The following is a 21,005-nucleotide window of genomic DNA, read 5'->3' on the forward strand; positions in this document are numbered from 1 at the left end:
GCATAGGCATTCCTGCCTGTGAACCCCTCCTCAGGACATCCCCCGTCTCACCGCTCCTCGTCCGCCGAGATCTCTTCTTCCAACCGGTCGACGTAATCGTCCATGTTTTCGGCGGTGATGGAAGACGACGTTTCGTCGGCCGACTCGCGGCCACCTTCCCGGCCGTTTCCCCCGCAACCCGACGCGAAAATTCCGCCCACGAACACCAGGGCGGCGAATCTGGAGATCGCCCGCATACGATTACTCGTCAGCTTCCGGAACCGGCCGGGTCTCCCGTTCCATCGCCTCGACCTCCGCCTCCAACTGGGCGTCGGAAATTCTCAGCGGCGGTTCCTGCTTGTCCGCCACCACGACCCGTTCCTTTTCTCCCTCGCCCTCGGTTTCACGGGCATGCCGACGCAACTCCCGGGCGATCAACCCGTCGACCCGGACCAATAAATCCCGTCGGTCGTTTTCCACCGCCAACGCCTGCAATCGGCGCAGTTGGATCATCCGGCGCTGGTGGACCGTCAATTCCTTCGGTTCACCCTTCGTTCCGGAGACCGATTCGCCCGCGGAACGAGTCCCCCCTTGGGTCGCACCCGCCTCCGCCGAAGCCGAAACCAGTCCGGCTGCGGTCAGAAGACCGATGAGACAGTATGTTCTTATCGAGGCAATCATGACGGAGTCCGTTAAAGACCAAATCGGACTCCAACCCGCCCCCGAAGACGCCAGCTGCAAATCCGACAGAAATAAAGTCTGCACCGAAAAGGGCAAATGCCAAGCCGGAACTGGAAACCAACCCCCGATTTAACCGGGAATTAACAGCCGCCAATCCGCCTCTTCCCTTCCGGAACCGGTGCCAAACCCGGCCGGTCCCCGCTCAGCCGCGCCTCCCTCCGATCCCACGGGCCCGGAAAAAAAGCTTTAACCCGGGCGCCCGCCGCCCGATAACCTCCCCATGTCGATTCACACCATCCTCACCCATCCGGGCGGCGCCCACAAAGACGACTTCCTCGCCTGCTCCGTCCTGCTGGCCCTCCATCCGGTGCCGATCGTTCGCCGGAATCCGGAGGAGTCCGACTTGACCGACCCGGCGGTTTGCGTGGTCGATATCGGCCATCAACACGATCCCGCCCTCCATAATTTCGACCACCACCAATTCCCCCGCGAACAGGCGCCGTCCTGCTCCTTGTCCCTCGTTCTCCAACACATCGGGTTATACCAGGACGCCCTGCGCTTCTGCGAATGGCTCGAACCGGCCGAATGGCTCGATTGCCGCGGACCGATCGCCACCGCCGAATGGATGGGGATCGAGCGCGATGCCCTCAACAAACTCAACTCCCCGATCGACGTCACCTTGCTCCGGCGGTTCGCCTTTCTCCAGGAACTCCACCCGGGCGATCCACTCTGGGAGATCATGCGGATGATCGGCCAGGACCTCCTCGACTACATCCGCTCACTGCGCGAACGGCTCGAATTCATCGACCGCCATTGCGAACTCTGGGAAATCGCCGCCGGATCCCGCCGGTTTAAAATGCTGTTCCTTCCCCGCACCGACCCCCTCCCCGAGGAACCTTCCCTCGGACTCGGCCGTTACATCGAAAACCATCCGTTGCGATCCGAAATCGCCGGCTTGATTTACCCCGACCGCCGGGGCGGCGGCTACGGTCTCTCCCGATTCAACGACGATCCCCGGCTCGATTTCCTCCGCATCCACGGCGAGCCGGACGTCCATTTCGCCCACGCCCGCGGGTTTCTCGCCAAATCCTCCGCCACCGAGCCTTCCCGACTGCAAGCCCTCGCGGCCAAGGCAGGCGAAGGAAAGGATGAATCATGAATCAGAAATCAGGAAAAAAACCGACTTCCTCATCATTCATAACTCATAATTCATAATTTCTTTGTTGATTGCCGGGGGGTTGCCTACGATGAATTCTTCTTTTGTCCTGCTCATGCCGTTCAATTCACGCCAGAATGGAAACGTGTTTCCAACCGTTTCCCCTTCCACCCGTAAGCTGATCCCGGCCCCCGGCTCGCGTCCCGCTAACCGTTTTCCGCGCACGAACCGATGAGCGATTTTTCCGTCATTGTCAGCGGCACCGGCTCCTACCTGCCGTCCAAAGTGATGTCGAACGACGACCTCACCCGCATGGTGGAAACGTCCGACGAATGGATCGTCACCCGCACCGGCATCCGCGAACGCCGGATCGGAGCCGACGACGAGGTCACTTCCGACATGGCCGTCGCCGCCAGCCGCCGGGCGATCAAAGCCGCCAGTATCACCCCGGCTGACATCGACCTGGTCATCGTCGCGACCATCACCCCGGACATGCTTTTCCCGTCGACCGCCTGCATCCTCCAAACCAAGCTTGGTCTCCGCCCGGTCCCCTCCTTCGATGTCGAAGCCGCCTGCTCCGGCTTCGTCTATGTCCTCGACGTCGCCCAGGCGATGCTCCGAAACGGTAACTTCAAACACGCCTTGGTCGTCGGCGCCGAAAAACTCTCCTCGATCGTCGACTGGACCGACCGCAGCACCTGCGTCCTCTTCGGCGACGGTGCCGGCGCGGTCGTCCTAAGCCGGTCCGACAAGCCCGGAGTCGGCGTCCTTGGTTCGATCCTCGGCTCCGACGGACAAGGGGGCGACATCCTCTACATGCCCGGAGGCGGCACCCTCTGCCCGGCCACCGATGAATCGGTCCGCTCCCGCCAGCATTTCCTGAAGATGAACGGCAAGGAGGTCTTCAAAATCGCCGTCCGGGTCATGGAAAAAGCGATTCTCGATATCCTGGAGCAACAAAATCTCACCCCCGACGACGTCGCTCTTTTCATTCCGCACCAAGCCAACATCCGGATCATCGAAATGCTGGCGGCCCGCTTGAAACTTCCGCTCGACCGGTTCGGCCTCAACATCGACCGGGTCGGCAACACCTCCGCCGCCTCGATCCCGCTCGTCCTCGACGAGGCCGTGCAAGAGGGACGGATCCGCTCCGGCGACGTCGTCCTGATGGTCGCCTTCGGCGCCGGCCTGACCTGGGGTTCCTCGCTGATCCGCTGGCATTGATTTTTTTGATTCGCCCTCCGGAACGACTCCGATTTCAATCTTCCACTATGAATTTCCCGTTTCCGCTTCCGCGATTCCTGCGAGTGGCCTTGGTCCTTTGCCTCGGCTTCGCCCTCCAGTTCCCCCTTTCCGCCGAGACCGTGGAAGAGGCGCCGACCGGCAACCGGGCGATTCCTCCGGCCTCCGCCCTGATGGAAATGGCCGCCGAAGCCGACCATCCCTCCACCGCCCTCAGCCATTACCGGACGGTGATCCGCCGCCACAGCACCTCCGTCCACGCCCCGGAAGCCCATTACCAGTCCGCCTTGATCCGCCTCGAACGCAGACAATGGACCCGCGCCTTTGACCACTTCCAGACCATCGTCGACAGCTTCCCCGATTTCCCCCGCTTCGGCGACGTGATTCGCCACCAATACGAGATCGCCGACGCCCTCCGGGAAGGCGCCCGCCTCCGCCTGTTCTGGCGCGTCCCCGGCTTCCGCAGTCCGGAACAAGCGGTCAAATACTTCGAACAAGTGGTCGAAAATGCCCCCTACAGCGAGGTCGCCCCGTTCGCCCTCCTCCACGCCGCCAACCTCCAGGCCGAACGACGCCAACTCGACGAAGCGATCGATCTCTACGATCGTTTCATCAGCGAATACCCCGGGCACGAAATGGCCGCCGACGCCTACTTCGGCCTCGCCGAAGCCTTTTCGACCCGGATGCGGGGCCCCGCCTACGACCAGGGAGCCAACCGCGAAGCGATCAGCTACTACGAGGATTTCCTCCTCCTCCATCCCCGCCACGAACGAGCCCCGGAAGCGGAACAACGCATCAGTCAAATGCGGGATGTCCTCGCCCAAAGCCGGATCGTCCTCGGCGACTTTTACTTCTTCCGTCGCAGCAACTACACCGCCGCCCGGGTCTTTTACAACGAGGCGATCACCATTTCGCCAACTTCCCCCAGCGCCGACGAAGCTCGCGAGAAACTCGCCCAAGTCGAACAACGCGCCCAAGGTGGTGCGAGAGAACGGCGGAACTGGCTGACTCCATGATTCCGCCTTTCCTCCGCCGCTTCTTCCCTCTCCTCCTCGCCGGTCTCCTCCTCGCCGTCGCCACCGCAGGCTGCGGCCGCTACCAGCTCGGACGCCACGCCGAGCCGCCCTTCCGCTCGATCTACGTGAAACCGGCCTCCAACGCCTCCTTCGCCCCGCAGGTCCAAGCCATCCTCACCGCCCAACTCCGGGAAAGCTTCCTCCACGACGGCCTCCTTCAGGTCCAGAGTGAAGCCGACGCCGACGCCATCCTCGAAATCACCCTCCGCGATTTCGAACGTCACATCGCCGCCACCCGGGTCGAGGACACCGAAATCGCCGAAAAACTCCGTCTCCAACTGGTCGCCTTCTGCACCTTGACCGACAACCGCACCGGCAAAATCTACTTCGAGAACCGGCCCGTCAGCGCCACCGCCGACGCTTTCCCCGGCGACCGCTCCCAACAGGCCGAATACCAGGCGATGCCGGTCCTGACCACTAACCTCGCCCGCCAGATCGCCTATCAGGTCCTCCAGGTCTGGTGACGCCACCCCGGTTCATGAAACTTCGCGGTTCCTCCAAACGGACGGCCCCAATCGAAGGGTTGCCATCCAGCCAACCAAAGCCGGCTTTTCCGCCGAAGGGCGAAATCGACCGATTTTCACGTTCGTGAACCTGATCCTCTTCACCCGCGCCGAAGCGGAATCCCCTCTTCCCCGGACCGATCCCCGGGCAGTCCACCTCCTCGACATCCTCCGCCGCCACGAGGGAGACTCCTTCGACGCCGGCATCCTCGACGGCCCCCGCGCCAAAGGTTTCATCCGCTCCATCACCGCCGACGCGCTCGAAATCGAATTTCAACTCGGCGAACCGCCACCCCCGGCGCATCCGATCACCCTCCTGATCGGTCTTCCCCGCCCCCAAACCGCCCGCAAGATCCTCCAGGAAGCCACCTCGCTCGGAGTGGAGGCGATCCATTTCGCCCGCACCGAACGCGGCGAACCTTCCTACGCCGAAAGCAAACTCTGGTCGACCGGCGAATACAACCGCCATCTCGTCGCCGGAGCCGAACAAGCCTTCACCACCCGCGTTCCCGAACTCCAACTCCACGAGACCCTCGCCGCCGCCCTCGACCAACTCCTCCCCGGCTCCGACCCGGTCGCCCTCGATAACTACGAAGCGACCGCCCCCCTTCGCACCCACCGTCCCGCAGGCCCCCGCTCGCTCCTCCTGATCGGCTCCGAACGCGGTTGGTCTCCCGCCGAACGCGACCTTATCCGGTCCCGCCGGATCCCTCTTCTCGGCCTCGGCCCCAATGTTCTCCGCACCGAAACGGCTACCGTTGCCGCCGTCGCTCTTCTCCTCGCAAGGAGAGAATTATGAATGAAGAATTAGGAATTATGAAAAGGGGGCAAGAGATGCGAGGAGGATGGAATTGCCAGTTTAGCCGGGTGCGGTAGCGTCACGCTGTGGAACGGTTTTCTGAAGGCATCCAAGTCACGTGGCTCAGCGTCGGACTGAACCTCTTCATGGGCGTCGTCAAAATCGGCGTCGGACTCTGGGGCAATTCGCGCGCCCTCGTCGCCGACGGCCTCCACAGTTTGACCGATCTCGCGACCGATGCCGCCGTGATTTTCGGGTTCAAGTACGCCCGCCTGCCAAGCGACGACACCCATCTATACGGCCACCACAAAATCGCGACGCTGGTTTCGGGCGGAATCGGACTGGCGATCCTCGGCTTCTGCGCCCTGATCCTCTTCACCAGCATCCGCAGCCTCGGCGAGGGGCGGGCGGTCGCCCCATCGGTCGCCGCCTTGGTAGTGGCGCTAATTTCGCTGGCGGTAAAGGAGTGGCTCTTCCGCCGCACCCGGCGGATCGCCCGCGAGATCCGGTCGCAAATGCTCCTGACCAACGCCTGGCATCACCGGACGGACAGCATCTCATCAGTCGTCGCCGCCGTCGGGATCGGCGGCGCGATCGTCGGCGGCGACCGATTCGCTTTTCTCGATCCGCTGGCTGCGGTTCTGTTGGGCGGTTATCTCGCGCTCGAAGGCGGAAAACTCTGCAAGCGGGCCCTCGACGACCTATTGGACGCCGCCCCCGAACGAGCGATCATCGACGATCTGCGGGAACACATCCTCCCGACCCCCGGCGTGAAAGCCTACCACGCCTTCCGGGCCCGGCGGACCGGCGACTGGATCGAGATCGATCTCCACGTGCTGGTCGATCCGACGATGACGGTCGAAGAAGGCCACAAAGTCGCCCGCCGGGTTAAAGAAAACATCATCGAAACCCACCCGGAAGTGACCTCGGTTCTGGTCCACGTCGAACCCTTCCTCCCCGAACAAGACACCCGAAAAGGAATCGCCGACCGCAGAATACCGTGAACGGCTTCCCGCGGAGCATCCCGCCTCCCCAGATGTCCGTCGCCTCCAATTGAGCGCCGAAGGTGCGCCACCCAAACCGCCCGAACATCCGCCGGATGTCCGTCGCTCCCAATCGAGCGCCGACGGTGCGATATCCAACAGCCCAGTCCGAAGGGCTGGGCTCCTGAATCACCTATTCCCCGCGGCCTGAAAGGATGCCATCCGACCCCCAAACCGCCCGAACTCCCGCCGGATGTCCGTCGCCCCCAGTCGAGCGCCGAAGGTGCGGCATTCAACAGCCCAGTCCGAAGGGCTGGGTCCCCGAATCAATTATTCCCGCGGCCTGAAAGGTTGCCATCCGACCTCCAAACGGCCCGAACTCTCGCCGGATGTCCGACGCCCCCAGTCGAGCGCCGAAAGTGCGATATCCACCATCTCAGTCCGAAGGGCTGGACTCACGACGACCGCGCCACTTCAGAAGCTAAACTGGACACGGGTGAAGAGCGTCAATTCATTGTCTCGATCAGCCCCACCTTTTCTGAATTCGGTATGGTCGACGTTGAGCGCGAGTCTGATGTTACTGTTGAGATACCAGTTCACTCCCGCGCCGTAAGCCAAAGCGCTGCGATGCTGGGTGACCGGATTCGCAAGGCGGGTGGTGGCGGGGTCACCGGCGAAAACTTCATCACCGACTTCCAGCCCATGCACCCGCGCCACGAGTTCCCAGGCACCCCAACCACCACCGGGCTGAAAGGGGGAATCCGGGCGAACCCCGTCGTAGGTCGCGTCTTCACCGGTCAACACCCATGAGCCTTGGACGAGCCAAGCGTCGGTCTCAATTGCCCTCCCTGTTCCGCCGCGCGTGACTTCCTGCGAGTCCCGTATCCATTCCGTCAACACACCGAACGGTCCTGCGTAATAATAGAGATGCGGATTCAGCCGCCAACGGGTCCCGTCAGCCCGGACGTCTCCTTCGTATTGAAAGAAACCGACCTGTCCCGGGGACCGTTGAGCGGGGAGCGCGGCGGTCGTTTCTTCATTGCCGTAACTCCCCCCGATGCCAAATCCGAGACCTTGGAGCGGACCCTCGGCAGGTTCCCAGAAGAGACGGCCGGCGAGGGTCATGTGGTCGTCGGAATCACCGTTCGCCCGTGCTCCGTTTTGAGCTCCGTTCAGAACAGCCACGGCATACTGCAAATCCCACCCCTGAATCCGGCCATGGACTTGGAGTCCAAGATCACGGGCCGGAACCAGATTCGAGGCAAGGCCGCGTTCGATAAATCTGACCCCTCCGCCCCCCTGCAACCGCTCCAATCCATAAGGTGCCTTAAAGATACCCGCCTGCACCTGCAGCGCCGGATTGTAGGCGTAATTCACCCAACCATCGAGCAGAGTCGCTTGCGTCGCCAACTCCGGCGTGATTCGGAACTGGAAGTGCTCGTATAGCTTCCCCGACAGGGTCGGCCGCAGCCGGCGAACGAGGAACTCGTCCCGCCCCTCCCCTTCGATGAAAAAACGTCCATCGAACTGAGCCATCGCCCGGACGTCGAATTGATACGCTCCATCAGGTGACGTCACGCGGATGCCCCGCTGTCCGACCTCCAGTTTAGCCTCCGCCGGAGCCGTAGCTTCTTCAGCCAGGAAGGTGGTGGGAATGGCGAGGGCGGCCACGAGACCGGCTGTCGCCGAGATGATTTTTCTGTTCTTCATAGAATTTGCCGAACGCCATTTCGGTCTTGCCCCGAAAACGCGCATGATACGGTGAAAACATTATAAAAGTTCACGTGGCGACCAATGGTGAATCCCGCCCATTAGGTGATCCCGGCCCTCCGGCTTCAACCTCAATTTTGGTGCCTACCTGCCTCTTTGAGCCTGATCGACCCTGGGTGCTAACGCCGACTCTTGATTTCCGACGCCCTTTCAATCGGTTCCCCATCCTTGACGTCCATTTCAAAAAACACCCCCTTGGGGAACAGACGAATATGCCTGAAAACAATGGATACATCGTCCCCTTGACTGAGTTGCAACTGGCGCAGGCGCTCGCGGGAGATTTCCGCTTCGAAGACTTCCCGGTTGCTCACCCGTTCGAGTGTGATCCGGCCATAGTTTCCGGCCGAGAAGACGTGGAGAACGCGCGCGGGAATCGCATGATCGCCACCGCCCTCACGGACAATATCCACATCGTGGGGACGCACGTAGAGGACATCTTTGCTCGCGTCGGCCAATCCCCGCACGCCCGAGGCGACCCGATTCACGTTGCCGAGAAATTCGATCACGAACGGCGAGGATGGCCGGTCATAAACCTCCTGCGGCTGGCCGACCTGCTCGATTTTCGCGTTGTTCATCACAACAACCTCATCGGCCAATTCCAGGGCCTCCTCCTGGTCGTGGGTGACGAAGATCGTCGTCACTTTGATCTCCTCCTGGAAAGACCTCAACCACCTTCGGAGATCTTTTCTCACCTTCGCGTCAAGAGCGCCGAATGGTTCGTCGAGAAGAAGAACTCTGGGCCTCACCGCGAGAGCGCGGGCGAGAGCAACGCGCTGACGCTGCCCGCCGGAGAGTTCGCTCGGATAGCGTTTGCCGAGATTGTCGAGTTGGACGAGTTGGAGGAGCTCCTTGACGCTGGCGTCGATTTCCTTTTGGGGCGGACGTTCCTTGCGCGACATCGAGTGGAGACCGAACGCGATGTTGGCCGCGACCGTCATGTGACGGAACAAGGCGTAATGTTGAAAGACGAAACCGATGCGGCGCTTCCCGGCCGGCGTGCTTGTCACGTCCTCTCCATGGAAGATGACCCGGCTCTCCTCCAGCGAATCCGGAAACTCCAGACCGGCGAGAATTCTTAACAAGGTCGTCTTCCCCGATCCCGATGGGCCGAGAAGGGAAACAAGTTTTCCCTTTGGAACCTCCAGGGAGACATTGTCGAGCGCCTTGTAACCGCCGAAGGTCTTGTTGATCTTGATTGCTTGTATGCTCATGGAAATAGTTTTTTTATCAATTTTGTGAATACGGTTCCGCCACACTAGGCAGATCGACGGTTCGACCACCATTCAAGGAGGTTTTTCAAAATGAGTGTGAGAAGAGCCAGGAAGGCGAGGACCGAGGCCAAAGCGAAGGCCGGAACGGTGGCGTAATCGAAATAGAGCTGTTGGATTTGTAAGGTCATGGTGTTGGTTTTTCCGCTGATCTTTCCGGAAACCACCTCCACCCCGCCGAATTCACCCATGGCCCGGGCGTTACACAGGATAACCCCGTAAAAGAGGCCCCATTTCACGTTGGGCAGGGTCACCTTGAAGAAGGTCCGCCAGCCGGATGCCCCCAGGGTCATCGCCGCGTATTCCTCGTCGCGCCCCTGGGCCTGCATCAACGGAATCAACTCCCGGGCAATGAAGGGAACAGTGCCGAAGGTGGTGGCCAACACGATTCCCGGAAAGGCGAAGACGACCTGAAAATCGAATCTTTCAACCCAGGGACCCAGGTAGCCATGAGCGCCGAAAATAAGAATGAAGATCATCCCCCCGATAACCGGAGTCACCGCGAACGGAAGGTCAATAAAGGTAACCAGGAGCGATTTCCCTTTGAAATCAAATTTGGTCACCGCCCAGGCCGCAGCGACGCCAAAAATCAGGTTCAAGGGAACAACGATTCCGGCGGTCATCAAGGTGAGTTTGATGGAGTGCCGAATAAAGCGATCGTCGAAAGAATTGAAATAGGCGGCCACCCCTCGACCGAAGGCTTCATAGAAAACCGTAAAGAGCGGAAGGACGAGAAAGAGGGTGAGAAACCCGACCGCGATCGCGGTCAAAAGCCAGCGCACCCATGGCTTCTCCGTAGTCGCGCTTTGGGTCCGAGGGAGGACCGAGCCACGCACGCGATGTGTTCTTGCTGTAAGTGGTGTTCTCATAGTTGAAAATCCGTTTTCGATCACCCGCGGGCTTTCCCGATCGATTCGCTCCATCGTTGGAGAATGTTAATGATGAGCAGGACGACAAATGAGGCGACGAGCATCACCGCGGCCACGGCGGTGGCATGGGCGTATTGATAGTTTTCCAGATATTTCACGATAACCAACGGGGTGATTTCCGTTCGTAACGGCATGTTTCCGGAAATGAAAATAATAGAACCGTATTCCCCGATGGCCCGGGCGTAGGCGAGCGAAAAGCCGGTCAGCCAGGCGGGAAGAATAGCCGGAAAAACGATGCGCCAAAACGTGCGCCAACGACTGCCGCCCAGGGTGGCGGAGGCCTCTTCGACCTCGTTGTCCAGATCCTCCAGGACCGGCTGCAGACCGCGGATGACAAAGGGCAAACCGATAAAGGTGAGAGCAATGTAGATCCCCACTTTGGAATAAGCGGTCTCAATACCCAGCGGATAGAAGAATTGCCCCAGCATGCCCGTCTGCGCGTAGATCGTCGTAAGCGCGATGCCCGCGACAGCTGTCGGCAGCGCGAACGGAAGATCGACCATCCCGTCGAAAATCCTTTTTCCCGGAAAACTGTAGCGAACCAGCACCCACGCCGCGATCAGGCCGAAAACGGCGTTGGTAACGGCGGCGGCCAGGGAAACCCCAAAGGTAATTTTGTAGGTGGCGACAACCTGGCGCGAAGTGATGATCGCCCAAAAATCTTCCCACGTCATTTCGAGCGCCCGAAGGAAAACGCCCGCCAGGGGAATCAGGACAATCAGGCTCAGGTAGGACACGGCGAATCCCAGCGACAGCCCAAATCCAGGCAACACCCGGCGGTTGGACCGGGGAGGACGGCTTTTGCGGCCGGTGGACGCGGTTATGTCTTCGATTTCATTCATCGTCTATTTCTAGTGTTTTGAGAACAGATCTGGATTGGCGTTATATCGAATCCGCCGGAGACACACCCCACCGCTCTGGCGAGCGGTCCCCCCCTCTCAAGAGGGGACCTGTTTGTAAGCAATTCCCCTCTTGAGAGGGGGGGACCATGCGCAAGCATGGTGGGGTGTGTTTTCTTCCCGCTGTCAGCGCAGATAGATCTGATCAAAAGTTCCACCGTCGCGGAAATGCCTCTCCGTGGCCGCGGCCCAGCCCCCGAAAACATCGTCAATGGTGAACAATTCGAGATCCGGATACTGACTTTGATACTTCTCCAGGAAGCGGGGATTGGACGGGCGGTAGAAATGCTTTCCGGCCAGATCCTGTCCAATATCGCTGTAGAGAAATTTCAGATACGCTTCGGCGACTTCGCGCGTACCTTTCCGATCCACATTCCGGTCGACCAGGGCCACTGTGGGCTCGGCGAGAATACTCACCGACGGAACAACGATATCAAACTCATCACCGCGTTCCCCAACGGCCAGCAACAACTCGTTTTCCCAGTTGATCAGCACGTCGCCAATCCGACGATCAGTGAAGGTGGTCGAGGATCCGCGGGCTCCGGCGTCAAGCACCGGCACATTGGCGAAGAGCCGCCTCATGTAATCAAGCACGCGATCCTCGTCGCCGTCGAATTCGCGCAAGGCCCAGCCCCAGGCCGCCAGGTAGTTCCAACGCGCCACGCCCGAGGTCTTCGGGTTCGGCGTAATCACACTGACACCCTCACGGGCCAGATCTTGCCAGTCCTGGATGTTCTTCGGATTCCCCTTGCGCACAAGGAACGCGAGGGTGGATTGATACGGAGCACTGTTGGCTCCTAACCGGCTCTGCCAACCCTCGGCAATAAAACCGCGTTCGGCGATGGCCTGCACGTCGGCCGCCAGGGCTAATGTGACGACATCGGCCCGGACTCCGTCAATTACCGTTCGGGCTTGGCTTCCCGAGCCCCCGTGAGACATGTCGATCGCAACGCGCTGACCGGTCTGTTCCTCCCAGTATTTGGCGAATTCGCGATTAAATTCGCGATAGAATTCGCGAGTTGGATCATAGGAGACGTTGAGGAGTTCCACGTCCGCCTGCTCGCCCGCCCCGCAGCCCGCGAAGGCGAGCGCGCCGAGTGCCAGGGCAGCCACTCCGATCGAAGCGGCGGTGGACCGGCGCTTTCGTCCGGACCGAGGGTGAATGTTGAAAACGGACTGATTTCCGTTTTGTTTGGATAATAGTTTAGTTGGCATGGTATTCGTTTGCCGTATTTGGAAACGAAACCTCCGGTTGTCCGGTCAGCCGTTAATGGATCTTCTACAGATGCTGGTTATTGTTTGTTTTTCCAACGAGCCTCCGGTTGATTCGGTCGGCCCTGGAAGAGGGAAGGATCCCCGCTGATTCAGGAAGATCTGGAGCGAGATTCCAGCCGGGTTTTTTCCGTGCTTTCAATCTGCGTCACCTTCCCTTCGTGCACGACGATCTGCACCACGCCGAAGCGCAGCGAATCGACCTTGCGGCGAACGATCGTCAACCAATCCTCTTCGTCCGTCTTGGATTTGCTTGGTTCACTCATGGAAATCGTATTCATTGTTTGGTGTCATCGAAGAAACCGGCCAGAAACCCGTCGGTCGGATCGGCCGGATTGTCCGGTCGTTCAATCTGACCAGGCGCGCCGGACTCCTGCATGAAATAATGGCCGGCGTTATCCCGCCGAATCTTCCTCAGCGTCACCTCGACAACGTCGGCCAGCGTGTAACGGTCGAGGATCTTCGAAATGGCGTTGCGGACGTCGATCATGATCATCCGCAACCCGCAATGGGTTTCGTCGGCGCACGAGCATGGCTGATAGGCCGTCTGACTCGCGCAGGAAATCGGGGCGAGCGGACCGTCGAGCAAACGGACGAGTTCCCCCATCGTAATCTCCTTCATGGGCTTGGCGATGAAGTATCCCCCGAACCGGCCCCGCTTCGTGTCGACATAACCGGCGGCGCGAAGATCGCCCATGATCTGCTCGACGAACTTCAAAGGGAGGTTGTCGCAGGCCGCCAAGTCGCTGGCCGTCACCCGCTCGCGATCAAGTTCCCCGGCGATCCCGAGGTTGATCAAAGCCCTAAGGCCGTATTCCGCTCTTTTCCCAATTTTCATTGTAGACTGCTAAAACTACACTGAATTGATCGGGTTTCAAGTCTTTTTTTATATTTTTCCGCCTCTCTACTCCGCCCCGCTTCCCTTGGAATCTCCTTTCATAATTCATCATTCATAATTCATAATTCTCTCCCATGGAATCGATCATCCTCCGCGAGCTTCTCGCCTCCGGCGACGAATTCACCTCCGGCACCCGCCTCGCGGAGCGGCTGGCGGTCAGCCGCGTCTCGGTCTGGTCGCACATGGAAAAACTCCGCGCGCTCGGCTTCGACTTCGAGGCCCGCCCCCGCCTCGGTTACCGATTGATCCAATCCCCCGCCCACCTCTCCCCGGTTTTCCTCGAAGCCCTTCTTCCCGACGAGTGGCGGGACGTCCCGCTTCATTTTCACGAGTCGATCGACAGCACTAACAGCGAAGCCGAGCGCCTCCTCGCCGGTGGCTCTCCAACTCCGTTCGCCGTCCTGGCCCGCGCCCAAACCAAGGGACGCGGGCGCCTCGGCCGCGACTGGTTCAGCGGCGACAGCGGCAACCTTTACCTGAGCTTCGCCTTCGAACCGCGCCTCCCCCCTTTGCGCATGCAGACCTTCACCCTCTGGATGGGATCCGCCATCTGCGACTTCCTCAACGAACGCGAAAACATCCCGGTCCGAATCAAATGGCCGAACGACCTTCTCCTCGACGGCAAAAAACTCGGGGGCATGCTCACCGAGGCCCGGGTCGACAACGACCGTATCCGCGATCTCGTTTTTGGCCTCGGACTCAACGTCAACGGCCGAGCCGAACAACTCCCCGACGAACTCCGGCCGATCGCCACTTCTCTCGCCGCCTTCGTTGGGCGGGCTCTTTGCCTCAATCGATTCACCGCCGCCCTACTGACCCGCATCCTCGAAGCCTACCGCGATTTCACCGCCGACAAGCACACTCCCCGCTTCCATCCGCTTTGGGAAAAATACGACGCCCTCGCCGGCCACCCTGTCACCACGACCCAAGGAAACGAACGCCTCTCCGGAACCGCCCGCGGCATCACCCCCGAAGGACACCTCCTCCTCGAACTCCCCGACGGGACGATTCGACCGATCAGCGCCGGCGACGTCGGGAGAGAAAAAGTCGAGGGCTAAGAAACTACATGGATCAAACCTGCCCTCCGCAGTTGGAATAGCCGCAAAAAAGCGCAAAATCCACAAAAAGCATGGATGAGCTTTTGAGAGGCCGACTATTACCAGTCACTCGTTGGGTGAATCGTCCCGTCCGCTTAAGTTTCTACCTTCGCGCCTTTTGTGCCTTCTCGCGGCTAAATACTGCTGCTGGAAGGTTAAACCGCCACGCCACTGGGAGGGATGGCATCCTGCCGTCTGCCGTTGCCTCGTCCCAGAATTAGGTCGGCTGGAAGCCAACCCTCCGATTTCGCCCACCGCTCAAGCTCACCGAGTCGAGCCCGAATTTTGGCGCCTGGGAATGTAGTGGTCAATCAACCGGCCTTCCCGATCGATCACTTTCAGATCGAGAAAATCGTCCTGGAGAGTCAACAGAATCACATGACGGATAGACTGGGTGCGGGCGAGATACCATTCGTCGTCCGGATCACGGGGAATCCGTTCCCCAACTCCCCAGGCGCCGTCGCCCATGAACACGATGCCGGTCTCGTCTTCTTCTCCACCCCGGATCGGCACGGTCCGTTTGTAGGCGTGATCGTGGTTCTCGAACGCAAGGCGCACCCCCGCTTCCTCAAACAACGGAATCCAATTCTCCCTTACGCGTCGGCTCGTCGCGCCGGAGAAGGGACGCACGGACGGATAACCCGGCACATGGTAAACCGGGAAAATATGCCGCACATGCCCGCGCTCCGCGAGTGTCTCCGCCAACCATTCGGTTTGGGTCCCTTCGATGGGCCCCGAATGATCCGTATCGAGTAAAATGATACTCATGTAATCACCGAAATCGAGCACACCGTATCCCGGATGCCCCGGGAAGGCGATCAAGTTGTAATAGTACGGCGCAATCTCTTCGCGGTATTCGTCGGTGTCTTCGTAACTTTCCCGGCCGCGGTCCGCTCCCCAATAATAATGCCCCACAATTTCGTGGTTGCCGATTCCCATGATCACCGGGACCACCCGGCCATCCTCCGTAACGAGGGTTTCCGTCATCACTTGGAAAAAGTCGTATTCCCGATCGACCCGATCCGGACGGCCGTCCGAATAGGCCAGATCCCCGCCCCAGATGATGAAATCCGGATCGTAACGCATCGCCACCAGATTGACCTGCCTCATCATGGATCCGGTGTGCCGAACGTCGCCCCCGATCGCGACCCGGATCGGTCGATCGGTTTCCGTCGGCATGGTGCGGAATTTATACGAGCGGCTATGAAGGCCGTCCTTTAAATTCCGGATACGAAAGGAATGCTCGGAATTCGGTTCCAATCTGGTGATTTCCACGGTATGGACATAACGATCCGAAAACACCATCGGGTGACTTTGCGGCTCCGCGATTTTGAAGTCGCCGGTTCCTAAAGGCGCGTGCTCGATGACGGTGTCGGCGACCTCCCCCTCCGTGTGCCACTGGATAGTCATCGTCGTCGTGGGATCCGACTGCCAACTGAGATACAGCGCCACCGGATCGACCAGCCGTTCCGAAATCGAAACCTGCAACGCCAACGCGATATCGGAACTGGTTCGGTTCCGGTTGTGCACCGAAGCCGCCAACACATTGCGCCCTTTCCGCAACGGCGGATTCATCACTTCCAGTGTGTCGTGAGTATTCCACGGATTGGTGGCGCTGGTCGTCTGGGTTTCGAAACCGACTTCCCCTTCCGGCATCAAGGCGCTCCGAGCGATCTCCTCGCCGTTCAAATAATAAACCGCCCCGTCGTCGATGATTTGCTCGATCAACATCCTCCGGTTTTCCACGTCGCCGGTGTATTCGAATTCGATGCGAAAATAATAGACCAGGAGATTCTCCGCCACCTCCGTCTGCAACCCCGGCTCCGGCCAACGATCGGTGCGCCCGCTCGTGTCGTAACCGAGAACCCCCGGTCCTTCCCCCCAATCAGAATCGTCGTAATCCAACTCCCGCCACTCGGTGCCGAGATCTTCGTCCCCGTCATGGAAACGCCAGACCGAATCGAATTCGACCACCCGTTGGGCCTCCGGTTCGGCCGCCGGCAATACTCCGGAAAGTGCCCAAACCGCGGTGATGCCGAGCCAAGCGAATGAAGAGATGCGACAGTCCTTTGGTCTCAAATGTCTCATGGTAAAAGGAGGTTTACCGGACCGCTTCCAATGAAACAAGGTTTTCCGTTTCACCCCGTGGAAGAGACCGCACCAAGACGGGACTTGCTCCAACAAATCGCGTCACCCCGCCGGAATCCGTTTCAATTGAGAATGTACCCGCCAAGTCAAGACCGCCCCGGCCAATCCGAGTCCGACCGCGAGGCCGACCCACATCCCGGCCGCGCCATACCCGGCCTGATGGGCCAACACCGCCCCAAGAGGCAGAGCCCCGAGCCAATAGATCCCAGCCATTAAAAAGGTCGGCGTCTTGACGTCCCGCATGCCCCGCAGAGCTCCCATGCTGATGATCTGCACCCCGTCGCAGATTTGAAAAATCCCGGCGATGATCAACAACTGGGCTCCGAGCACGATGACCGCTTCATCCGGTGTGAACGCACCGACCAATTGCCGCCCCGCCACCAAAAACAGGATCGCGGTGCAGGCCATGAACAGGGTCGCCGACAACAGGGCTCCGCCGGTGATCGCCCGCGCCCGCCTTCCCTCCTTGGCCCCGATGGAGTGCCCGACCCGGATCGTCACCGCCATTGAGATGCCGAGCGGAACCATGAAAGCCATCGCCGCGCAATTGATCGCGATCTGGTGCGCCGCCAAAGGAACCGTCCCGAGGGTGCCGATAAACAAGGTGGCGAATCCGAACGCCCCGATCTCCACCAACATCTGCAAACCCATCGGCACCCCGATCATCGCCAGGAGTTTTAACTCAGCCACCCGCAACGGCTGCCACCAGCGCGGCCGGGCCGACCGAAACGCCGGGGCCGCCAGGACGTATCCGACCAATCCCACCATCGTCGCCGACCGCGCGATAAAGGTCGCCACCCCCGCCCCTTCCAGTCCGAGCGCCGGGGCGCCAAGGTTTCCGAAAATGAGTACCCAATTCAAGAATACATTCAAGGAGACTCCAGCCATGGTGATCCAAAAGACCACCCATGGCGACGCCTTCGCCTCGGCGAAACTCTTGAAACACATCCCGATCAGCGCAGGCGCCAGCGACAGGGCCAACCAGTTGAGATAATCCGGCGCCGCCGTGATGATCTCATCCGGTTGACCGAGCAACCGGTAAACCGGCGTCCCGGCCGTCACCAGGAACGCCAGGATCACCCCGCAAATCGCCATCAGAATCACCCCGTGCCGCAACGCTTCCCCGGCGCCCCGGTCGTCCTGCCGCCCATGGGCGTGGGCCACCTGCACCGACACCGCCACCGAAATTCCGATCCCGACGACGAAAGCGAAATGCAGAATCGCATTGGCAAACGCGGCCGCCGCCAGCTCGACCGTCCCGATCCGACCGATCATCAACGTATCGACCAGCCCCATCAGCATCTGGCCCAGATTCCCGACGATCATCGGTATCGCCAACCACCAAGTCGGCTTCAACTCTTCCCTCAACCCGCTCATATGAATCGACCTTCCAGCCTAAAACCTATTCCCCGCCCCCAGCAAGCCGCACCCACGACAAATTGCTTCAGAACTCCCTCATTTCACCAATCGTTGGAGTCCCGCATTCATACGGTCCTCACCCCGACTCAAAGACCGGCTGAAGCCGGAACTCCAACAAAACCGTCCCTCTTCCCTCCTCTCCTCCATCTATCCTCTCTCTCCTTCCCTCTCCCCTCATCTGCGCCAATCCGCGCCCATCTGCGGTTCCCCCTCTTCCCCTCCCTCCCTTCCGCGGTTGGCACTTCTGCATTTTTTCGTATAGTAGGCGTTCGCACTATGCATCCTCGTCCTTTCTTTCTCATCGCAGCCCTCTTCCTCGCTCCGCTCCACGCCGCAGCGTCGTCCGACACCCGCACCTGGACCGACCAACACGGCCGCGAAATCCAAGCTTCCCTCCTCGAAGTCCACGATGGCCAGGTCACCATTCTCCGCGACGACGGACGGCGCTTCACCCTTCCAACCGCCACCTTTTCCGAAGAAGACCGCCGCTTCATCCGCGAATGGCAGGCGCAACAACCCCCTCCCCCCGCCGCGTCCACCGGCGACTGGCCGGTTCGGGTGCAAACTCCCGTCCCGCAGGTCGAGATCGTCCTCGAACAGGGGCGGACCAACGTCTATCGCACCGAACACTTTGAATTCCGCTCCGACGCCCGCCTGTCGCGCTCGCTGGTGCGGCAATTCGGACACATCTTCGAAGCAACCTTCGCCGCGGTCCAGGCTCTCCCACTCAATCTTGATATCGCCGCGCCTCCCGGGGAAGGACTTTTCGTCACCCGACTCTTCGCCGACCCGGCCGACTATTTCCGTGCGGGAGGCATCCCCGGGTCCGGCGGCCTTTACAACCCCAGAGCCCGGGAAATCCTCATCCCGATCGAACATCTCGGAGTCCGCAGTTCTTCCTCCGGCTTCACCTTCGACCGCGACGCCGACAACAGCACCTTGATCCACGAAATCACCCACCAGGTCATGCATCCCTGGATCGGGGTGATGCCGGTCTGGCTGACCGAAGGATTCGCGACGTACATGGAAACGATTCCCTACACCCGAGGCGTTTTCCAATTCCGGCAGCAAAACCTCCGGCAGCGCTTCGAACGGATCGGACAACTGGAAGGCACGCCGGTGCGGATCGTTCAACTCGAAGAACTGATGTCCCTCAGCTACGCCGATTGGACCGGAGGGTTCGCCGTCAATCGGCATGGTGTCGCCCGGAACTATCACACCGCCTTGCTGCTGACCCACTTTTTCCTCCACCTCGACGGCGACGGCGACGCCCGCAGGTTGATTCGCTACCTCCATGCTCTCCGGTCCGGCGTGGAAGAAAACGCGGCGCGGGAGTTTCTCCTCGATGGGCGGAGCTACGCGGAGTTGGAGCGGGAAATGACCACCATCTTCGGCCGCACCGGAATCCGGCTCGCCTCCCCGTAACCCCCGTGTATCGGCGCTTGCAAACCGGTCCCGGCGATGCAGGGTACCCGGATGCACGACGCCAACGCCATTCCGCCCGCGAAGCTTGCCAAAGCCGGAGTCGACCGCGCCCGCGCCCATCTCTTTTTCTGTCTCGGACCCGATTGCTGCAAAAAATCCGAAGGCAAGGAACTCTGGTCATTCGCCAAAGATCGAATCAAGGAACTCGATCTTCCCGCGATGCGGACCAAAGCCGACTGTTTCCGTATCTGTTGCGAAGGCCCCTGGCTGGTGGTTTACCCCGACGGCGTCTGGTATCCCAAGATGAATCCGGAACGCCTCGACCGCATTCTCCGGGAGCACATCGCCGAAGGCCGCCCGGTCGAAGAATGGATCGCCGCCGTGAATCCGCTGGGCGACCCGATCAATCGCTAGAACGTGGGTTAGGTGTCCCGCCTCACTGCGTAGGCTTCGCCCAAGCCAACCGGATTGCCGGACCAAATCGGAGGGTTGGCTTCCAGCCGACCTTCTTTTGAAACGACGCCGACGGCGGACGGCAGGATGCCATCCCTCCCAGATAAGAAAGTTTCATCCGAAAAAGATTTTCACGCCTGAACCAGAGTTCCATATAGCCCAACGGGCTTACGTCCTTCAGCCCAGGGTTGAGCCGAGGGAAACGAGGCCTACCCTGGGAACCGATACCCAACACCACGAACCGCAACGCGGTTCCGCCCGGTCCGGTCCATCCTCGCACGGGGGCCAAGGCGCAACCTCTTCGAGGTAGATCGTCGCGCGACCAAAACCCAGGGTAGCCCCGCATGCGCGTGGCAACCCTGGGCTGGAGGGCGAAACGCCGTTGGCGTATATGCACTGCAGGGGCCCATGCCGATTGCCGGACCAAATCGGAGAGTTGGCTTCCAGCCGACCTTCTTTTGAAACGACGCCGACGGCGGACGGCAGGATGCCATCCCTCCCTGTGGCACAAGAAAGGGTGATCCGAAAAAGATTTTCACGCCTGAACCAGAGTTCCATAGCCCAACGGGCTTACGCCCTTCAGCCCAGGGTTGAGCCGAGGGAAACGAGGCCTACCCTGGGGACCGATACCCAACACCACGAACCGCAACGCGGTTCCGCCCGGTCCGGTCCATCCTCGCACGGGGGCCAAGGCACAACCTCTTCGAGGTAGATCGTCTCGCGACCAAAACCCGCCCCGCATGCGCGCGGCAACCCTGGGCTTGAGGGCAAAACGCCGTTAGCGTATATGCACTGCAGGGGCCCATGCCGATTGCCGGACCAAATCGGAGGGTTGGCTTATAGCCGACCTTCTTTTGAAACGACGCCGACGGCGGACGGCAGGATGCCATCCCTCCCAGTGGCAGAAGAAAGGGTGATCCGAAAAAGATTTTCACGCCTGAACCAGAGTTCCATAGCCCAACGGGCTTGCGCCCTTCAGCCCAGGGTTGAGCCGAGGGAAACGAGGCC

General features: G+C 60.3%; 20 protein-coding genes. 9 read left to right on the forward strand and 11 right to left on the reverse strand.

The features are described 5' to 3' along the window. Positions 1-47 precede the first annotated feature (47 nt). Together ACWUI2_RS03225 and ACWUI2_RS03230 are read right to left on the reverse strand one after the other, a co-directional pair. Positions 48-236 carry a hypothetical protein gene (locus ACWUI2_RS03225; protein ID WP_486981428.1) on the reverse strand — a complete coding sequence of 63 codons (189 nt, stop codon included), beginning with the start codon at positions 234-236 and terminating at the stop codon, positions 48-50. A gap of 4 nt (positions 237-240) precedes the next feature. Next, complete coding sequence (locus ACWUI2_RS03230; protein WP_486981429.1) at positions 241-660, reverse strand: hypothetical protein; 420 nt, start codon at positions 658-660, stop codon at positions 241-243. A gap of 280 nt (positions 661-940) precedes the next feature. On the opposite strand from ACWUI2_RS03230, the gene ACWUI2_RS03235 reads away from it, so the two are divergent. The 6 genes from ACWUI2_RS03235 to ACWUI2_RS03260 all read left to right on the forward strand — a co-directional run bounded on the left by ACWUI2_RS03235 (position 941) and on the right by ACWUI2_RS03260 (position 6,440). Next, positions 941-1,819 (forward strand): MYG1 family protein, encoded by an 879-nt coding sequence (locus tag ACWUI2_RS03235; RefSeq protein ID WP_486981430.1) that lies wholly within the window; start codon positions 941-943, stop codon positions 1,817-1,819. A 228-nt stretch (positions 1,820-2,047) separates the two neighbouring features. Further along, complete coding sequence (locus ACWUI2_RS03240; RefSeq protein ID WP_486981431.1) at positions 2,048-3,040, forward strand: beta-ketoacyl-ACP synthase III; 993 nt, start codon at positions 2,048-2,050, stop codon at positions 3,038-3,040. 47 nt (positions 3,041-3,087) lie between these two features. Then, positions 3,088-4,074, forward strand: a complete 987-nt coding sequence (bamD, locus tag ACWUI2_RS03245; RefSeq protein ID WP_486981432.1) for an outer membrane protein assembly factor BamD — start codon at positions 3,088-3,090, stop codon at positions 4,072-4,074. Then, positions 4,071-4,598, forward strand: a complete 528-nt coding sequence (gene lptE, locus ACWUI2_RS03250) for an LPS assembly lipoprotein LptE (RefSeq protein ID WP_486981433.1) — start codon at positions 4,071-4,073, stop codon at positions 4,596-4,598. Before bamD ends, lptE begins: the two co-directional genes overlap by 4 nt. 124 nt (positions 4,599-4,722) lie before the next feature. Continuing rightward, complete coding sequence (locus ACWUI2_RS03255; protein ID WP_486981434.1) at positions 4,723-5,436, forward strand: 16S rRNA (uracil(1498)-N(3))-methyltransferase; 714 nt, start codon at positions 4,723-4,725, stop codon at positions 5,434-5,436. 86 nt (positions 5,437-5,522) lie between these two features. After that, entirely contained in the window at positions 5,523-6,440 is a 918-nt protein-coding gene (locus ACWUI2_RS03260) for a cation diffusion facilitator family transporter (RefSeq protein ID WP_486981435.1), read from the forward strand. 453 nt (positions 6,441-6,893) lie between these two features. On the opposite strand, the gene ACWUI2_RS03265 is transcribed toward ACWUI2_RS03260, so the two are convergent. From ACWUI2_RS03265 to ACWUI2_RS03295, 7 genes are all read right to left on the reverse strand, one after another. Continuing rightward, positions 6,894-8,129, reverse strand: coding sequence for an OprO/OprP family phosphate-selective porin (locus ACWUI2_RS03265; RefSeq protein WP_486981436.1), 1,236 nt, complete (start codon positions 8,127-8,129; stop codon positions 6,894-6,896). Positions 8,130-8,308: 179 nt separating this feature from the next. Continuing rightward, positions 8,309-9,400, reverse strand: coding sequence for a sulfate/molybdate ABC transporter ATP-binding protein (locus tag ACWUI2_RS03270; RefSeq protein ID WP_486981437.1), 1,092 nt, complete (start codon positions 9,398-9,400; stop codon positions 8,309-8,311). A 44-nt stretch (positions 9,401-9,444) separates the two neighbouring features. Then, positions 9,445-10,326: a sulfate ABC transporter permease subunit CysW gene (gene cysW / locus ACWUI2_RS03275; RefSeq protein WP_486981438.1), complete on the reverse strand. Its 882-nt coding sequence runs from the start codon at positions 10,324-10,326 to the stop codon at positions 9,445-9,447. A 20-nt stretch (positions 10,327-10,346) separates the two neighbouring features. After that, positions 10,347-11,228, reverse strand: a complete 882-nt coding sequence (cysT, locus tag ACWUI2_RS03280; protein ID WP_486981439.1) for a sulfate ABC transporter permease subunit CysT — start codon at positions 11,226-11,228, stop codon at positions 10,347-10,349. Between the two features lie 183 nt (positions 11,229-11,411). After that, the gene (locus tag ACWUI2_RS03285) at positions 11,412-12,449 is read right to left on the reverse strand and encodes a sulfate ABC transporter substrate-binding protein (RefSeq protein WP_486985034.1); all 1,038 of its coding nucleotides are present in this window, start codon (positions 12,447-12,449) and stop codon (positions 11,412-11,414) included. Between the two features lie 200 nt (positions 12,450-12,649). Further along, positions 12,650-12,823, reverse strand: coding sequence for a YezD family protein (locus ACWUI2_RS03290; RefSeq protein WP_486981440.1), 174 nt, complete (start codon positions 12,821-12,823; stop codon positions 12,650-12,652). A gap of 11 nt (positions 12,824-12,834) precedes the next feature. Then, a complete protein-coding gene (locus ACWUI2_RS03295; RefSeq protein WP_486981441.1) occupies positions 12,835-13,395 on the reverse strand; it encodes an RrF2 family transcriptional regulator in 561 nt (186 codons plus the stop codon). Between the two features lie 134 nt (positions 13,396-13,529). On the opposite strand from ACWUI2_RS03295, the gene ACWUI2_RS03300 reads away from it, so the two are divergent. Then, positions 13,530-14,513, forward strand: a complete 984-nt coding sequence (locus ACWUI2_RS03300; protein WP_486981442.1) for a biotin--[acetyl-CoA-carboxylase] ligase — start codon at positions 13,530-13,532, stop codon at positions 14,511-14,513. A 303-nt stretch (positions 14,514-14,816) separates the two neighbouring features. On the opposite strand, the gene ACWUI2_RS03305 is transcribed toward ACWUI2_RS03300, so the two are convergent. Further along, positions 14,817-16,640, reverse strand: coding sequence for a purple acid phosphatase family protein (locus ACWUI2_RS03305; RefSeq protein ID WP_486981443.1), 1,824 nt, complete (start codon positions 16,638-16,640; stop codon positions 14,817-14,819). Positions 16,641-16,742: 102 nt separating this feature from the next. Then, a complete protein-coding gene (locus ACWUI2_RS03310; protein WP_486981444.1) occupies positions 16,743-18,077 on the reverse strand; it encodes an MATE family efflux transporter in 1,335 nt (444 codons plus the stop codon). 318 nt (positions 18,078-18,395) lie between these two features. Here ACWUI2_RS03310 and ACWUI2_RS03315 point away from each other — a divergent pair, with 318 nt between their 5' ends. Together ACWUI2_RS03315 and ACWUI2_RS03320 are read left to right on the forward strand one after the other, a co-directional pair. After that, positions 18,396-19,544 (forward strand): SHD1 domain-containing protein, encoded by a 1,149-nt coding sequence (locus ACWUI2_RS03315; RefSeq protein ID WP_486981445.1) that lies wholly within the window; start codon positions 18,396-18,398, stop codon positions 19,542-19,544. 36 nt (positions 19,545-19,580) lie between these two features. Next, positions 19,581-19,958 (forward strand): (2Fe-2S) ferredoxin domain-containing protein, encoded by a 378-nt coding sequence (locus ACWUI2_RS03320; RefSeq protein WP_486981446.1) that lies wholly within the window; start codon positions 19,581-19,583, stop codon positions 19,956-19,958. Positions 19,959-21,005 lie beyond the last annotated feature (1,047 nt).

The organism is Verruconatronum alginivorum, from assembly GCF_056590205.1.